A 15668-nucleotide genomic window follows, 5' to 3' on the forward strand; every position below is an offset into this window, starting at 1 on the left:
TGCCTCCAGTGTCGTACTCAGGAGGGGACGGGGAGCTGGTACACGGCGTACGCCTGCCTGATGACCGGGTGGGCCACGTTGCGGACCCGCGCGCCGCCCGGGGTGGTGCCGCGTTCCGTGCCGGCGTGGGCGTGCCCGTGGACGGCCAGTACGGCGCCGGCCTTGTCGATGGCCTGGCCGAAGAGGTACGAGCCGAGGAAGGGGTACAGCTCGGGCGGCTCCCCCGCGAGCGTGTCCGGTACCGGGGCGTAGTGGGTCAGGGCGATCCGCACGTCGCAGTCCAGCCCGGTGAGCGCCTCGCGGAGCCCGTCGGCGGAGAGCTGGGTGTGCCGGATGAAGTTCTTCATCTCCGGCTCGCCGAACTCGGAGGCGCACTTGCCCGCGAAGCCGCCGCCGAAGCCTTTCGCCCCGCCGATGCCGACGGTGGTACCCCGGACGCCGAGGACGGTCCCCGACTGTTCCAGCACCTCGATGCCTGCCATGACCAGGATCTCCGTGAGCTCTTCCTGGAGGTCGGAGTGGTAGTCGTGGTTGCCGAGGACGGCGATGACCGGTACGCCCAGCCCGCCGAACTCCTCGGCGACGCAGCGGGCCTCCGCCCGGGTACCGTGCCGGGTCAGGTCCCCGGCCAGCAGCAGGAAGTCGGCCAGGGCCGGCAGCTTCTCCAGGGCGGGGCGGAACCGGCCGGCCACGTCGGAGTCCATGTGGACGTCGCCGACGGCCGCGACCCGGATCATGTCAGGTCCTCCGCTTCCAGCGGCGGCGGAGCGTTGCGGACGATCCCGAGGTCGTTGTCGACGTTCACCTCGGGGAAGGCCTCCCGCACCACGAACTCGATCATGAGCCGGCGTTCCTCGCTCTCGACCTCCCCGTAGAGCACGATCCGGTCGTCACGGAGTTTCACCCGGACGGCCTGCTCGCACAGCCTCGGATCCTCGGCCAGCAGGCGGCGGATCGCGCTGTCCAGATAGGTGTCCATCATGGAGTGACCTCCAGCAGGCCGAGCAGCACGAGGAAGGCCGTGGCGTACGGCGAGCCCGCGGTCTCCTTCGCGACCCGGTCCCAGTCGATCTGCTCGCGCAGGGAGCGCGCGGTGGGCAGCGCCCGGCCGAAGTCGCAGACGTTCTCGGAGAAGGTCCACAGTGTGTGGATCATCAGCTCGGTCGCCGACAGCACGGGGATGCGCACGCCGTACACCGGCAGCTGGTCGCTGTCGGCGAGGGTCCCCTCGGTGACCGGCCGGTCGACCGGCCGGAAGATCAGATCAACGAGCCGGTCATCCTCGTACACCTTGACCAGCCAGTTCTCGGGAGGGCGCTCGGCACGGAAGCCGGCGTCGGACAGCGCGTCGAGCGCGCGGTCGGCGTCCTTCTCCTGGATCAGGAAGTCCACGTCGTGCTCGGACAGCGGCCCGCCCCGCGCGTGCACGGCGAACTTCCCCGCCAGCACGAACGGGATGCTGGCTTCCTGGAGCACAGCCGCCGTCCGTTTCAGGGTGCTGATCAGCAGTTCAGATTCGGCCTCGGCCATGCGTCATCCCTCCACAGGGAGAAATACCCGCCACCCCCGGCCCCAAAACCAGGGTCAGCCCAGCTCGGCGCGGGTTTCCAGCGCCACGTCCGCCGCCACGGCCCGCTCTCCTTCCCCGGTACTGAGGACGCGCCGCTGCCGCTGGGCCGACGTCCCCCGGCGCAGCAGCGCGTCGAGCCCGCCCGAGATGGCCTCGTCATCGCCGAGCTCGGCCAGGGCTGGCTGGCAGTGGGCGAGCAGGCGGCGCAGCAGCTCGGCCGCCGGTACGGACTCACCGGCCGTCACGTCCACCAGCCGGTCGCGCAGTCCCGAGCGGGCGGCACGCCAGAGCGCGCCGCGCAGCAGCTCGTCAGGGCAGTCCAGCTGGGGTACGCCCTCCTCGTCCTCGCGGATCGCCGTGACGACGAGCGCCCGGCACAGCCCGGCCAGCACGAGCACGTCGTCCAGCCGTGGCATCGCGTCGGCGATCCGGATCTCCACGGTCGGGTACCGGTGGGAGGGCCGGATGTCGTAGTAGACCATGCCGTAGTCGGAGATCACTCCACTGTGGATGAGCCGGTCGACGGCCTGCCGGTACCCGGCGTAGTCAGCGAACACCGGCGGCTGCCCGGCCGTGGGCCAGCGGGAGACCTCGATGGCTCGGTACGACTCGTAGCCGGTGTCGACGTGCTGGAAGTACGGGGAGCTGGCCGACAGGGCGAGCAGGGCCGGCAGCCAGGCCCGGATCCGGTTGATGACCCGGATGGCCTGGTCGGGATCTGGCACCCCGACCTGCACCTGGCACGCGCACACCGTCTGCTCGGCCGCGATGTGCTGGTACTCGTCGGAGATCGCCCGGAACCGCTCGTCGGGGAAAGCTGCGGAGTTGCTGGCGCCGCAGTCCGGCACGGTGCCCGAGGCCGCCACCAGCAGCCCGAGCTGGTCGGCGGCCGTGACGAGCAGCGACCTCCGGGCGACGAGCGCCTCCCGCAGCTCCGGCAGGCTCGCGCAGACCGGCGTCGAGGTCTCGACCATCGACACCCGGAACTCCTTCTCGACCCAGGACTTCACCGGCTCGGTCCAGAACGGGACCGGCCCCGGCTCGACGGACTCCAGCAGCAGGTGCGCGCTGGGCGACAGCCGCCCGGTACCGGCGTCGAGAAGGTGGAACTCCTCTTCCACGCCGAGCGTCCAGCCCGGAGGCAACTCCATCGCGATCCCTCAGTCCGCCGGGGCCAGCGGCTTGACGGCCGGGCCGTGGATGACCTGCCCGTCCGGCTGGTACCGGGAGCCGTGGCACGGGCAGTCCCACGTCAGGTCACCGGAGTTCCACTCCACCGTGCAGCCCTGGTGTGTGCACACGGCCGACACGGCGTGCGCCTGGCCATCGGGCTCGGTGTACACAGCGACGGGTTTGCCGTTCCGCTGGATGACGCCGGCCTCGCCAGGCCCCGGCAGGCCCCGGCTGGCGGGGCGGCGGAGCATGGCCCGGGCGGTCGCCAGGTTCGCGGTCACGAACCGCGCCGCGCTGCGGATGGGCGTGAACCTGTTGCTGTCGTACAGGGAAATGAAGGGGTTGACCCGGCCGAGAATCCGGTCGGCGACGGCCAGCGCGCACGCCGTGCCGTTGCTCAGCCCCCACTTCCGCAGGCCGGTGATGACCTGGACGTGCTTGTTCCACGGGGTGACCGGCCCGGCGTAGGGAATCCCGTCGAGCGGTACACCGTCCTGTGTGGACCAGCGGTAGGCGGCGCTTCCCGCGCCCAGCCGGTCGGTGGCGTACGCCGCGAGCCGCCGGTACCGCTCGGCCTGGTCGGTGACCGCCTCGGAGACCGGATGCCCCTCGCCGCCCGCGAGCACGTAGTTCTCGCCGTCGATCCGCGTCGTGAGGATCGACCTCAGCGGCTCGTCGGCGCTGATGAACGTGCCGTCCCACAGTTCACCGGCGAGCGGCGCGGCCACGAGATACGACCGGTGCGGGTGGCAGCGGAACATGAACAGGCCCTGTTTCGTGAACGGCATGTTCGTGGCGACCACGACATCCTTCGCGTACACGGCGCCCTTCTCCGTGACCACGCGGCCATCGCCGAAGCTGGACACCGTGGTGTTCTCGAAGATCCGGCCGCCAGCCCTGGTCACAGCCTTGGCGAGCCCGTGCAGGTACCGGACGGCGTGGATCTGCGCCTGCCGCTGGAACTTCACCGCGCCCCGCACCGCGAACGGCAGGGGAACCTCGGTCGTGAAGCTCGCCGGCAGGCCGAGGCTCGCCGTCAGCTCGGCTTCCCTGCGTACCCGGGCGAGCCCGGCCGCGGACTCCGCGAAGGTGTAGTTGTCCACCTCGCGGAGCCCGCAGTCGATGCCCTGGTCACCGGCGAGCGCCGTCACGTACTCGACGGCGAGCTGGTTCGCCCGCCCGTACAACGCCGCCGTACCGGCCGGCAGGTCCTGGTACGCCAGCCGGTGCAGCGATGTCACCTTCCCCGTGGTGTGCCCCGTGACGCCAGCGCCGATCCGGCCGGCCTCCAGCAGCACCACGGACTTGCCAGCATTGCTCAGTACCCATGCCGTGGTCAGCCCCGCGATCCCGCCGCCGATGACCGCCACGTCCGCGGCGTCGTCACCGGCGAGTTGCGGGTATCCGTCGTCGGCGGCCGTGGCCGTCCACAGCGAGGTGGGCTGACCTGGCAGGGTGGCAGGCATGGTGGACCACCTGTCTCACTTCACTTGGTGGGTTCCGCGGCGCTGATCGTGCCGAGGGCCGACTTCGGCTCGCGTTCGACGGCGAGATCGCCGAGCGAGACGATCCCGACCGGCCGTCCGCCGTCCTCACAGACCGGCAGGCGGCGGACCCGGTGCTGCGTCATCAGCCGGACGGCGTAGTCCACCGGGTCCTCCGGGCCGAGCACGGACGGGTGGTCCGTGGCCAGTTCCCCGATCATCACTTCGGGCCCCATGCCCTCCGCGATGCCCCTGACGATCAGATCGCGGTCAGTGACGATGCCAGTCAGCCGGCCCTCGTCGACCACCAGCACGTCACCGATGTCGTGATCGCGCATCGCGCGCGCCGCGTCCGCCAGCCGGGTGGTACCCGGCAGGCAGACGGGGTGCCGCGTCATCATGCTCCGGACCAGCTCGGCCATGCGCCTACCTCCTCTTCCCAGTACTCCTTATCCGAGCGTTACCCAATGGCGACCGGGTCCATGCGCTCGCGGAGCACCGCCAGTGACCGGCTGATCAGCCGGGACACGTGCATCTGCGACAGGTGGAGCTGCTCGGCGATCTGCGACTGGGTCAGCTCCGAGCCGAACCGCAGCGCGAGGATGCGCTGTTCCCGCGGCGGCAGCTCACGCAGCAGCGGGAGGAGGGTCTGGCGTACCTCGACGAGTTCCATGCCGGGGTCCGGCATGCCGAGCGTGTCGGCGATCTGGGTACCCGACTCGGCCGGGGCCTGGAGGGACACCGCGCTGTAGGCCGCGGCGCAGCTGCGTCCCTCGTGGACGGACGACTCGGCGACGCCCAGCTGGGCCGCCAGGTCCGCTGTGGTCGGAGTCCGGCCCAGCTCCTGGCTGAGGGCGGGCTCAGCGGTGTTCAGCGCGAGCCGGACCTCCTGAAGCTGCCGGGGTACCCGGACACTCCAGGTCTTGTCCCGGAAGTGCCGCTTGAGTTCCCCCGCGATCGTGGGTACCGCGTAGCGGGTGAAGCCGCCGCCCTGGCTCGGGCGGTAGCCGTCGACGGCGCGGATGAGTGCCAGCCTGGCCACCTGGGCCAGGTCCTCGGCGGGCTCGCCCCTGCGGTTGAACCGGCGGGCCAGCCGGTCGGCGAGCCCGATGGCCCGTTCGACGATGGCGTTGCGCAGCTCGACCCGGGCGGGATCCTCTTCGGACATCGCGGCCAGCCGGTCGAGATCGGCGGTGAGCAGCGCGTCGAGATCCCCGTGCTGGTGCACGCGGGCCCGGCGGGGCATGGGAGCAGAAGCAACGGTAGACACAACAGTGGAATGGGAGGACATGGTGTCGCCTCTCACGGGTGGCACTGCCGTGGGCACAGAACGGCTCAACGGCAGGAGTTCATCGCTGCCGGAGCCCGTTTCTGGAGCACCTCTCGGTACGACCCCCATGCGCGGCCCGTGCTTGGACCGCTGGCGTACCGCGTTCTTCTGACATTACTCCACCCGCGCAACCCCGGGAAACCTCACCACATGGCAGCCCGGTAAAGCTTGCGGCCTGTGTCCATCACTGGTGCGATTGGGACATGACGAAACAGCCGCCCAGTACCCACCCGGACGGCACCGACCCCGTCGAGGCCCTGTCGTCGATGGTGTCCAGGCTGCGCGCCGAACGCGACGGGCTCCGCCGGGCGATGCGCAACCGCGCGGTGATCGAGCAGGCCAAGGGCGTTCTGATCGAACGGCTGGGTATCAGCCCCGATGAGGCGTTCGACCAGCTCGTCGCCCAGTCGAGCCGTTCCAACGTGAAACTGGCCGAGATCGCCGCAGCCCTGGTCGCCACCCGCGTGCCAGGCCCCGGCGAGCTGCCGGTCGCCTCGGAACCGGACGGGCACGAGCGGGAGACCCGCGCCGCGCAGCCAGCTGTGCCGTTCGAGGAGGAGGCGCTCCGTGCCCAGCACCAGCTCATCGCGGCCCGGGTCGGCTCGGCGGTCAGCCCGGACGAGGTGGCTGCGACCATCGCGGAGAGCGGGGTCGGCTGGCCGGAGCCGGACGGGGTGCTGCTGCTGACGGCGGAGGCCGACGGTGCCCTGGGGCTGCTCGGCGCGTCCGGGCTCAGCGCCGAGCTGCGCAGCCAGTGGGACCGCGTGCCCCCGATCCAGGACCTGCCGATCGTGGCCGCAGCCCAGACCCGCAGCCCCGTCGTGGCCGGCGACCTGGCCAAGGACTACCCGGGCGGGCCGCCGTATCCGGCCGCCGCCCTGGCCGCATTCCCCCTCATCGCTGACGACCGGGTGATCGGCGTGCTCGCGCTGGCCTGGGACACGCCAGTCGACCTGGGCGACCTCGCCCTGCGGTACCTGTCGGCGCTGGCGGACAAGTGCGCCACCCGGTGCGCGGAGTGGGCGGTGCAGGGCTCGCGGCCCGACCCGAGTGTGCTGCCGCTGCTGGTCGAGGCGCTGGTCAGGCCGGCCGTGGCGCTGCGGCCCGAGTACGACGCCGACGGCCAGATCACCGACTTCTGGCCCGAGTGCGCCAGCCCGGCAGCCCGGCGCCTCGCCGAGGCCGAGGGCATGGACAACCCCGAGGGGAGCCTGATGTCCGCCCTGCCGCTGGCCGGGAGCCAGATCCTCATGCCGATCCTGGCCGAGGTGCTGTCCACGGGAGAGTCCACCGACCTGGACGCGCTGTGGCTGGGCGCGGAGACCGAGGGCCTGCGCCACTCGTACCTGGTCGACCTGCACGTCGCCCGGATCTGGGACCGGATCCTGATGACGTGGAAGGTGCACGGCGAGCCCGAGCTGCTGCACGAGCTGCTCCTGTTCGGCGAGGAGGCCGCCCAGACCGGCTCGGCCTGGTGGAGCCTCCAGACCGAGGAGATCCGCTGGTCCCCCGGCCTGTACCGGCTGGCTGGCCGCAAGCCAGCCGACGGCCCGATCACTCCGCTGGCGATGGAGGACCTCGTGGACCCGGAGGACGTGCGCGCCATCCAGTCGTCCATTCAGGACACTCTGGCCACCGGCCGTACGCTCTCCGCCGAGCTTCGCGGTGCCGGGCACCTGTCCGGGCGGCGGCTGCGGCTGACCGCCGAGCCGAAGTTCGCGATGGACGGCAGCCTGCGTGGCATCCTCGGCACCTGCCAGGACATCACGGAACTGACCAACGCCATCCTGCGCGGGCAGCAGGCCGGGGTGATCGCCGCGGCCCACCGGCCGCGCCAGGTCGTGGCGGTGACGGGTGCCGCGAGCGATCCCGGCTGGCACGAGATCGTCGGCCAGCCGGGCGGCGGGACGACCGCGATCATCGGCAACGGCGGCACACCGGAGATCCGGCAGGCCGCCCTGGCCTACGGGCTGGCCGGCATGACCCCGGCCGCACTGCTCGCTGCCCTCAACACGTTCGCCCGCACCTCGGCCTTCCCGGGCACCATGACCGCGACCGTCCTGCGTGTGGCGCCCGAGGGCCGGCTGCTGACCTGGGCCGCCGCCGGAGACGACGTCCCCGTCTTCCGCCCGGCCGACGCCGAGCCGGTCGTCCTCCCGGGGCCGCTCGGCCTGCCGGTCGGCGCGACCGACGGCACCCAGTACCCGGAGTCGCAGGCCCGCCTGGCGCCCGGCGACGAGGTACTGGTCACCGTCCCCGCCGACCTCACAGCGTCCCTGGCCGCGGGCTACCGCCCGGAAGGCACGTACGTACTGGCGAAAGCTGGAACAATGACCCCATGAGCCGCGACCCGGTGGCCGACCTCCAGGCGATCGCCTTCGCACTGGAACGCGCCGGCGAGGCCACGTACCGGGTGAAGGCCTTCCGTGGCGCGGCGGCCACCATCGCAGCCCTCCCGCCAACGGAACTGGCCCGGCGCGCCGCCGACGGAACCCTGACCGAGCTGCCCGGCGTCGGCGACGTGACCGCGCGCTGCGTCGCCGAGTCCGTCTCCGGCCGCGAGCCCGAGTACCTGGCCAGGGCGCAGGAGAAGTCCGTCCAGCAGCTCGGCCCCGAGGCGTCCGCGCTCCTGGAGGCGCTGCGCGGGGACTGTCACAGCCACTCGGACTGGTCGGACGGCGGCTCGCCGATCGAGGAGATGGCTGTGGCCGCGGTCGCGCTCGGCCACGAGTACCTGGTCCTGACCGACCACTCGCCGAGGCTGACCGTCGCACGCGGCCTGAGCCCCGACCGGCTCCGCGAACAGCTGGGCGTGGTCGCGGCCATGAACGACGTGCTGGCCCCGGACTTCCGGCTGCTGACCGGCATCGAGGTCGACATCCTCGACGACGGCGGGCTCGACCAGGAGCCGGAACTCCTCGCGGAACTGGGTGTTGTGGTGGCGAGTGTCCACAGTAAACTCCGCGACCCGTCCGACGTGCTCACGCCCCGGATGCTCGCCGCCGTGGCCAACCCGGACACCGACATTCTCGGCCACTGCACGGGCCGGATCGTGGCCCCCAGCTCACGCCGCGCGGGCGGCAAGACGCGCCCCGAAAGTACCTTCGACGCCGGGGCTGTGTTCGCGGCGTGCGCCGAGCGCGGGGTCGCCGTCGAGATCAACTGCAGGCCGGACCGGCTCGACCCGCCGCGCCGCCTGCTTCGTGAAGCCGTCGAGGCGGGCTGCCTGTTCTCGATCGACACGGACGCGCACGCACCCGGCCAGCTGAGCTGGCAGGGCAACGGCTGCACGCGGGCCATCGAATGCGGGGTGCCCCAGGAACGCGTCGTCAACACGTGGCCACTGCCGGACCTGCTGGCCTGGGCCGCCGACCATTCTCACCGGCCCGGGTAACAATTCACCCGGCCAATTCCGGAACAGTGCCAGGCCATCTCATTTCCAGCGCCGCGCAATTCCATCAAGCACTTTATTCGGTACCGGCGCGGAAAAGGCCCCGGTGATGCGCCTTGCGACCCCCCGGACGGCCGCAAGCCCCACCACCGGGACCAGGTCCCGCTACTACCTCAGCCGCCACCGAGCGCGGCGGCGAGCTCGGCCACATTCGGCCCCTGAATCAGTTTCTGTACCCGGATGATGCGATCCATCCCGGCCGGGGTCAGCTCGACCAGCACGTGCCGCCGGTCCCTGACTCCCCGCTCCCGGCGGATGCAGCCCGTCGACTCGAGACTGTCGAGACGGCCGGTCAGCGCTCCCGACGTGATGGACAACTGCCTGAGCAGCTGGCTGGGACTGGCCCGGTGGGGCTCACCCAGCCGGTACAGCAGGGTCAGCACCTCGAGATCGTGCAGGTTCTCCTCGGCGTCCCGCGAGATGCCGGCGAGCACCTGGCCGACCCTGCGGACCCGGATCGACAGGTCGATCAGCACGTCGACCACTGGGCGGGCATCCTCAGCCTGGTCGTCGAGCTCCCGCAGCAGGTCCTCCACCGATGCGCGCCCCCTTCCGCTGTGCAGTTCCCTCGGCTATGACACCCGACTATGACTCTAGATCCGGATCTCCGTCAACCCTGCACGCTGCCCTGTGACTGAGGCGCCCGCCACGGCGCCCTGGGCAAAAGCGGCCGAAGCAATCGACAACACCCATCGGCAAGCATCGAAGTTTGCCCTGCGTCCAGCCGGAAACACATGATCCAATAAAGTTTGGCGACTGCAAGCAACCCGGTCACCACTCGTGGCCCGGGATCGTTAAACTCCCCGGTGCACTCACGCACCGGGGAGATATGTGAACGTTCGCTTGACAATCTCTTATGACTAAGAAATTATGCGTGGTGACCTTGATCGCACGTTCCGTCAACGCAAGAAAAAGGGGGTACAGCAGTGCGTTACCTGCTTGCTGCTGTCATGATTGCTGCCGCTCTTCTGGCCGGACCCACAGGTGGCTCCACTGACGCGCCGAACGTGGACTGGCCCTGCTGCAACGGCTCGCCCAAGACTCACGTAGTTGGCTGACCAGACCGGCCAGGCCACCCGCTAGACCGTCGTGCGGGGCATCGCCTCGCTGCCCACGGGGGCCACGACGGACGGCGTGGGAATGGATCTCGCACCCAGGCAGTCCGCAAGCTCGCGATACGCGTTCATGGCCTCGTCCCTGCAGCCTGCGGTGAGTAGCGTCTCCGCCAGTTCTCGCCACAGCCCCGCAGCCCGGCGCTGGCCCGACAACCCTCGGAGCAGGTCAGCCACTGCGGCACAGTCCGAACCCGCCGCCGGATCCTCCAGGCCAAACCGAGCCTGGGCACGCAGCAGCAGCGCACGGACCAGATCTGTCGGCCGCCCGTCGTATGGCCGCTCGATCATCCGGCTCGCCAGCTCCAGCGCCTCGGCTGGGCGGCCCTGGAACAGCCGGATCCGGCCCAGCTCAGTCGAATACCTGAGGATCAGGTGTTCGTCACCAGCGCCAAGCACCAGGTCCTGGAAGGACGCAAGGATCTGCTCGGCCCTTTCCACCTGCGGCGGATCGACGCGCAGGAGCAGCCACGCCAGCACGGCCCGCATCTGCACGATGCCGCGATCGTCCATCGTCTCGCCCATCAGGGCCAGCGCCTTCTCTGCCAGCTCAATCGCCAGCTGGCGCTGCCCGCGAGCCTCGGCGACCAGGCTCGCGTTCCAGTAGGCCGAGCCGCGTGACCGGGGCGACCCGTGCCGCTCCGCCTGGGTAATGACCTTCTCCGCGAGCAGATGCGCCTTGGTCAGGTCACCGCGCTCCCAGTAACTGCCGACGAGGGTCGAAGCGAGCCGGATCTGGTCCTCAGTACCTTCCAGGCCGAGGTCCCGAACCTCCTGGAGCGCTCGCTCGCCCAGCTCGATGCTCAGGCCGAGATCGCCAGCCTCCCGGTACAACCAGCACTGCTGGTTGCGCAGGACAAGGAAGCCGGGTGCCTGCACCCGGCCGGCTACGGCCTCTTCGAGTAGTCCTTCCACGACCTTGATCGCGCCAGTGATGTCGCCCTGAGCCTCCAGCGCCCGGCCGGTGCCCCAGGCCGCCTGGTGGCGGATCTGCGGGAGGCTGCTCGACGCGAGGGCCTTGAACTGCTGGAGGGCCTCTGTGACCTGGCCGTTGGCCAGGGCGAGCTCGGCGTAGCGGACGGCGAGCTGCTTCTCCTGAAGCTCAGCGGCGTCCACACCCGTCTCGAGGAACTCGACGGAGGCACCGAGACGCTTGGCCAGCTCTTCGAGCACCTCACGCTCGGGCGTGCGCTTGTTCGCCTCGATGAGCGAGACGTAGCTGGGCGACACCAGGTCCCGGGCAAGCTCGGTCTGGCTGACACCCTTGGCGACTCGCAGTTGGCGCAGCCGCTCACCCACAGAACTCATTGACGCCTTCATTAACTCGGGATGTTACTGACGGTCGCATCGAAAGTCGAGACTGCGCATATTACATAATCACGCCAGCCGGGCACGCTTTCCCCGGCTTTGGCAAAGACGTTACCTAATCCGAACGGCTGGTGGTGTCCCCGGTTCTGATCGTCCGCCTCCGGCCGGAGTCATACCGGTATTTACTGGAAAATGTGCATCGGGTCACAGGGGTTCGCCCGGCCCCGTGGAACATCGGGGCCGGGCTCGCCGGAGTTACACCGCCGCGCGCAGGATCGCCTCGAGCTCGGTGACGATCGATGCCCGGCCGGCCTCGAACACCGGGTCGGTCAGGTCCGTGGTGTTGCCGGGGCCGAAGTTCAGGACAGGGGTGTGGACGTGACCACCCCGGACCGGCGCGCCGAGGGCCTCGCGGAGCAGGCTGGCCCGGTACGCGATCTCGTTGGAGAGGTAGCCGCCCCCGCCGCCCTGGACCGCGACCGAGCCGGCCGTCGGGCCGTCCGGGCGGAAGACCGGGGCTGACTGGCCGGCCGGGATCTCGTACACCGAAGAATTGATCTTGACGGGGAACGCGCCCTGCGCCGTGCTCATCGCCTGGACCGGCAGCGAGCTGGGCACGAACTCCGCACCGGGGCCGACGCCGGGGAACACGCGCGGCGCCACAGCGGACCCGCCGCCCCAGATGTTGTTGTTGTCGCCGATCGAGCTGACCGAGCGGCGGCGGCCGTTGTGGACCTCCAGGTCGAACTGGCCGGGGCGGCCCTGGCTGACCGTGGCCACGATGTCGGCCAGCTGCGCGCCGGCCGCGAGGTGCGGGGTGAAGGCGCGTTCGACCATCCCGGCGTCGAAGTCGGCGTAGCGGACCGGGAAGATCGCCGCCTGGATCTGCACGAGCTGGCCGCCGACCGTGATCACCCGGCCGTCGAGCGCGAGCACGCCAGCCCCGGACGGGTTGGCCCGGCGGATCTCGCTGTCGAGCTGGAACGGGTCAAAACCGGATACGAACAGCCTCCGGACGCCGGGCATGGGGGCGAACTCGCTACTCGTGATGCCGCGCGAGGCGTGTTCCAGCTCACGTTCGACGGCAGCCTTGTCCACTGTGGCCGGTGCGCGCCACTGGCGGATCGTCCCGGTCATGCTGAGGCGGGCCCAGTAGAGCGGGCGGTCGTCGCCCCGGGCGGCCACCGCCGCCTCCCAGAGGTGCCTGCCGTGCGCCCTGGCGAGCGTCGCCGCCACGTGGGTGCTGGGGGCGTGGCAGAGGGAGCGCTGGAACGCGTGCACGATGTGATTCAGCCCACCCGAGCGGATCAGGCGGGCGGCGACGGGCTCGGGGTCGGCGCCGATCGCCTTCGCCAGGCGCTGCTCCTCGACGGTGAGCTGGGCCGACGGGTCCGAACAGGACGGAGCCGCCGATGCCGAGGTGCCGGGGACCACGATGACGGTGGCGGCCAGGAGCGCGCCGAGAGTTTTCCGCAGGGTTTTCCGCATGGCCCGAATCCTCAGTGACATATCACGACACGTCAATACGGTGAGCGCCGTCTCGTGTCATTAACCGGCCAGACGTTCGTCGATCGCGCGAAGTACGATCCCCGGATGCTGAATTCGGGGGCGATCACTGGACTGCGCCGCACTCTCCGCCCAGAAGAGTGCCTGTTCATCGGTTTCGGCGTCCTGCTGGTCTTCCTGATGGTCTATACCGGTCACGGTTACGCCACGCTTCTCGGGCTGGTGAGCGACGTCCGGCCGGCCGCGATCGTGCTCGGCATGTGCCTGCTGATCTACGGCCGGGCCTGCTGGCGGGCCAAGGACCTGCGGGGCAAGGAGCGGGCCAGGGCCGGGCTGGTCACCCTCGGGCGCACGCTGCGCGAGTTCAGCCCGCTGTTCGCGTGCATGGCGATCTACGAGGCCCTGCACGACCTGACCCCGGTGCTCCGGCCGGAGGTCGTCGACCAGTGGCTGATCGACATCGACCACGCGGTGTTCGGGGTGGACGTGAGCCGCTGGCTCAACGACCACATCGGCTCGCCGCTGATGACCCAGTTCATGACGCTGTGCTACGTGAGCTACGCGTTCGCGCCGCCGATCTACGCCGGGCTCCAGTACCTGCGGGGGCGGATGCGGGAGTTCCGGGACTTCTCGCTGGCGATCGCGATCACCGCGTTCATCGGGTACTGCGGGTACCTGCTGGTGCCTGCGGTCGGGCCTTACATCTTCCAGGCCGACCTGTACCCGGACCCGCTGCCGAACTGGGGGCACGGCGGGCTGATGGACACCCTGAACAAGATGAAGGGCAGCGCGCGGGACGCCTTCCCGAGCCTGCACACCGCCATGACGACCGTGGTACTCGGGCTGATGTGGCGCGACGCGCGCCGGCTGTTCTGGACGTACCTGCCGATCGCGCTCGGGCTCTACGTCTCCACCATGTACCTGCGCGTGCACTACGCCGTCGACGTGGCCGCTGGCTTCGCGACCGCCGCCCTGGCCCTCTTCCTCACCAGCCGCATCAACAAGTGGTGGTACGCGGCCGGCGGGAAGGCCGCTGCGGCGCTCATCCCGGGGCAGCGCAGGCCTGCCGAGGACACGGAGATCGCCCGCACGACGCGGTAGGCGGGAAGCGGTAGTGCAATGACGGGAACTGATACGAAAACGCGCGTCGCGCTCCGCGCCGGGATGATCGGGCTGGCGGAGGCTGGCATGCGGTTCCTGCCGGCCTGATCGCCGCTGCCACAGCCCGGCTGGGCGCCAGCGGCGGCCCGGTCGCGCCGAGGCTCGCGACGGTGCCCGGTGTGCTCATCGGGCTCGTGTCCATCGCGATCTTCGCAGGCACGGTCTGGGCCTGCCCCGAAGGACTTCCGCGCTACGCGGCGTTCCTCGGGCTGCCGTCGGTGGTGTGGTGCGCGCTGTGGCTGCTGCGGGTCCAGCGGCCGGGACTGTTCGCGCTGCTGGGCGCGGCCGGGGCGCTCACGGCGTTCCTGCCGTAACTCCCCCGGACTCCCCCAGAACGGAGGCAGCTACCGCGTCCGGGCTGGAGACGCGGTAGCTGCGTGAGAGGGTGCCTGGCGGCCGGGCGCCGCGGGACCTGCGAGACCCTGCCGCCTGCTCACCTGCCCAGGGCCACGACCTCGTGGCGGCGCTGGGCCGGCACCAGCCCCGTGCTGCCACCGGACAGGATCGCCCGGTACGCCTCGGACAGTGCCCGGCCCGGGTCGATGCCCAGCTCCTCGGCGAGCACCCGGCGGCCGTCCTGGTACACACCCAGGGCGTCGGCCTGCCGGTCGGAATCGCAGAGCGCCCGCATCAGCTGGATCCGCAGGCCCTCGTGCAGTGGCCGCTCGGCGACCAGGCCGGTGAGCTCGGACAGCAGCTGCACGTGCCTGCCGAGGGCCAGGTCGGCCTCGATCCGGCACTCGAGGGCGACCATCCGGGCCTCCTCCAGCCGGTACGACTGGGTGTCGGCCAGGAACTCTGTCACGTTGGCCAGCGCGGGGCCGCGCCACAGCTCCAGAGCCGCCCCGAGCTGGCGGGCGGCCTCCGCGTACCTGCCGAGCCGCAGGGCCTCGCGGCCCGCCCGGCTCAGCCGGTCGAATTCCTCGCTGTCGAGCTCACCCGGCTTGATCCTTATCAGGTATCCGGGCCTGCGACGGACAATGTTCACCCCGTCGCCCAGATATTTTCTCAACCGTGAAACGTAGGTGTACAACTGCGCGTTGAATGTCGCCGGTGGATTCTCTCCCCACAGCAGAGCGCACAGGTGAGAATCGGAAAGCATGCGCCCGCCTGCCAGTAGCAGCGCGGCGAGCACCGTGCGCTGCTTGGAGCCGTCGAGCGGAATCTCCTCGCCGTTGTTCCAGACCTCCACCGGCCCGAGGATACGAAAATCCATCGTTGTGCCACCCTGCCTCGTAGACGCGGTAGGAACGGGGGACATCACAGCGTGGCTGACTGGGCCTCGATCACGTCCCAGCCGAATCCTGCCTGCACAGACGGCCTTTCGTCCCAGCCGAAACCGTCACTGCTCGCCGCTGTGAAGCCTGCGGCCGCCGCCATCACGATGGCGAACATGATCGCGACCCTACTGATCTTGCGCATTGTTGCATTCCCTCCTCATGCAAGTTTTCAGCATCGTCACTCTTATTCGTACAGTGAAATACGCGTGAGGTCACTACCTGGCGAGTGGCAGCAACCTGCGTTTGCAGGCAGTTGTCAGCCGGGCGGGGGCTGGCAGGTTGCTGCCATTACC

Annotated in this window: 16 protein-coding genes; 4 read left to right on the forward strand and 12 right to left on the reverse strand. The window is 70.3% G+C overall.

Features of this window, described 5'->3' with window-relative positions; translation table 11 throughout:
- Positions 1 to 17: 17 nt before the first annotated feature.
- Genes A3G1_RS0112830 through A3G1_RS0112860 form a run of 7 tightly spaced genes read right to left on the reverse strand, consistent with a single transcriptional unit; the run spans position 18 to position 5473 of the window.
- A complete protein-coding gene (locus A3G1_RS0112830) occupies positions 18 to 737 on the reverse strand; it encodes a metallophosphoesterase family protein (protein ID WP_018349876.1) in 720 nt (239 codons plus the stop codon).
- On the reverse strand, positions 734 to 982 hold the full coding sequence (locus A3G1_RS0112835) for a BON domain-containing protein (protein WP_026212093.1): 249 nt from the start codon (positions 980 to 982) through the stop codon (positions 734 to 736). The genes A3G1_RS0112830 and A3G1_RS0112835 overlap by 4 nt, the downstream gene beginning before the upstream one ends.
- On the reverse strand, positions 979 to 1530 hold the full coding sequence (locus A3G1_RS0112840; RefSeq protein WP_018349878.1) for a nucleotidyltransferase family protein: 552 nt from the start codon (positions 1528 to 1530) through the stop codon (positions 979 to 981). Before A3G1_RS0112840 ends, A3G1_RS0112835 begins: the two co-directional genes overlap by 4 nt.
- 54 nt (positions 1531 to 1584) lie before the next feature.
- Positions 1585 to 2721 carry a carboxylate-amine ligase gene (locus tag A3G1_RS0112845; RefSeq protein ID WP_018349879.1) on the reverse strand — a complete coding sequence of 379 codons (1137 nt, stop codon included), beginning with the start codon at positions 2719 to 2721 and terminating at the stop codon, positions 1585 to 1587.
- 9 nt (positions 2722 to 2730) lie between these two features.
- Positions 2731 to 4209 (reverse strand): FAD-dependent oxidoreductase, encoded by a 1479-nt coding sequence (locus tag A3G1_RS0112850; protein WP_018349880.1) that lies wholly within the window; start codon positions 4207 to 4209, stop codon positions 2731 to 2733.
- A gap of 20 nt (positions 4210 to 4229) precedes the next feature.
- On the reverse strand, positions 4230 to 4649 hold the full coding sequence (locus tag A3G1_RS0112855; RefSeq protein ID WP_018349881.1) for a CBS domain-containing protein: 420 nt from the start codon (positions 4647 to 4649) through the stop codon (positions 4230 to 4232).
- Positions 4650 to 4687: 38 nt separating this feature from the next.
- The gene (locus tag A3G1_RS0112860) at positions 4688 to 5473 is read right to left on the reverse strand and encodes a SigB/SigF/SigG family RNA polymerase sigma factor (RefSeq protein WP_018349882.1); all 786 of its coding nucleotides are present in this window, start codon (positions 5471 to 5473) and stop codon (positions 4688 to 4690) included.
- A gap of 287 nt (positions 5474 to 5760) precedes the next feature.
- Here A3G1_RS0112860 and A3G1_RS38505 point away from each other — a divergent pair, with 287 nt between their 5' ends.
- Together A3G1_RS38505 and A3G1_RS0112870 are read left to right on the forward strand one after the other, a co-directional pair.
- Entirely contained in the window at positions 5761 to 7899 is a 2139-nt protein-coding gene (locus tag A3G1_RS38505) for an ANTAR domain-containing protein (protein ID WP_018349883.1), read from the forward strand.
- A complete protein-coding gene (locus tag A3G1_RS0112870) occupies positions 7896 to 8951 on the forward strand; it encodes a PHP domain-containing protein (protein WP_018349884.1) in 1056 nt (351 codons plus the stop codon). The genes A3G1_RS38505 and A3G1_RS0112870 overlap by 4 nt, the downstream gene beginning before the upstream one ends.
- A gap of 170 nt (positions 8952 to 9121) precedes the next feature.
- Here the strand turns inward: A3G1_RS0112870 and A3G1_RS34660 are convergent, their stop codons facing one another.
- The 3 genes from A3G1_RS34660 to A3G1_RS0112885 form a co-directional block, all read right to left on the reverse strand.
- Positions 9122 to 9544, reverse strand: coding sequence for a MarR family transcriptional regulator (locus A3G1_RS34660; RefSeq protein ID WP_018349885.1), 423 nt, complete (start codon positions 9542 to 9544; stop codon positions 9122 to 9124).
- Between the two features lie 543 nt (positions 9545 to 10087).
- A complete protein-coding gene (locus A3G1_RS34665) occupies positions 10088 to 11428 on the reverse strand; it encodes a helix-turn-helix domain-containing protein (protein ID WP_169437573.1) in 1341 nt (446 codons plus the stop codon).
- 255 nt (positions 11429 to 11683) lie between these two features.
- Positions 11684 to 12916 carry a hypothetical protein gene (locus A3G1_RS0112885; protein ID WP_018349887.1) on the reverse strand — a complete coding sequence of 411 codons (1233 nt, stop codon included), beginning with the start codon at positions 12914 to 12916 and terminating at the stop codon, positions 11684 to 11686.
- A 105-nt stretch (positions 12917 to 13021) separates the two neighbouring features.
- On the opposite strand from A3G1_RS0112885, the gene A3G1_RS38510 reads away from it, so the two are divergent.
- Together A3G1_RS38510 and A3G1_RS0112900 are read left to right on the forward strand one after the other, a co-directional pair.
- Positions 13022 to 14035, forward strand: a complete 1014-nt coding sequence (locus A3G1_RS38510) for a phosphatase PAP2 family protein (RefSeq protein WP_026212095.1) — start codon at positions 13022 to 13024, stop codon at positions 14033 to 14035.
- A 170-nt stretch (positions 14036 to 14205) separates the two neighbouring features.
- Positions 14206 to 14409: a hypothetical protein gene (locus A3G1_RS0112900; RefSeq protein ID WP_157641102.1), complete on the forward strand. Its 204-nt coding sequence runs from the start codon at positions 14206 to 14208 to the stop codon at positions 14407 to 14409.
- Between the two features lie 119 nt (positions 14410 to 14528).
- Here the strand turns inward: A3G1_RS0112900 and A3G1_RS0112905 are convergent, their stop codons facing one another.
- Together A3G1_RS0112905 and A3G1_RS40535 are read right to left on the reverse strand one after the other, a co-directional pair.
- The gene (locus A3G1_RS0112905) at positions 14529 to 15311 is read right to left on the reverse strand and encodes an AfsR/SARP family transcriptional regulator (protein WP_157641103.1); all 783 of its coding nucleotides are present in this window, start codon (positions 15309 to 15311) and stop codon (positions 14529 to 14531) included.
- A 44-nt stretch (positions 15312 to 15355) separates the two neighbouring features.
- Entirely contained in the window at positions 15356 to 15517 is a 162-nt protein-coding gene (locus A3G1_RS40535) for a hypothetical protein (protein ID WP_018349892.1), read from the reverse strand.
- Positions 15518 to 15668 lie beyond the last annotated feature (151 nt).

The organism is Longispora albida DSM 44784, assembly GCF_000379825.1.
Lineage (GTDB): Bacteria > Actinomycetota > Actinomycetes > Mycobacteriales > Micromonosporaceae > Longispora > Longispora albida.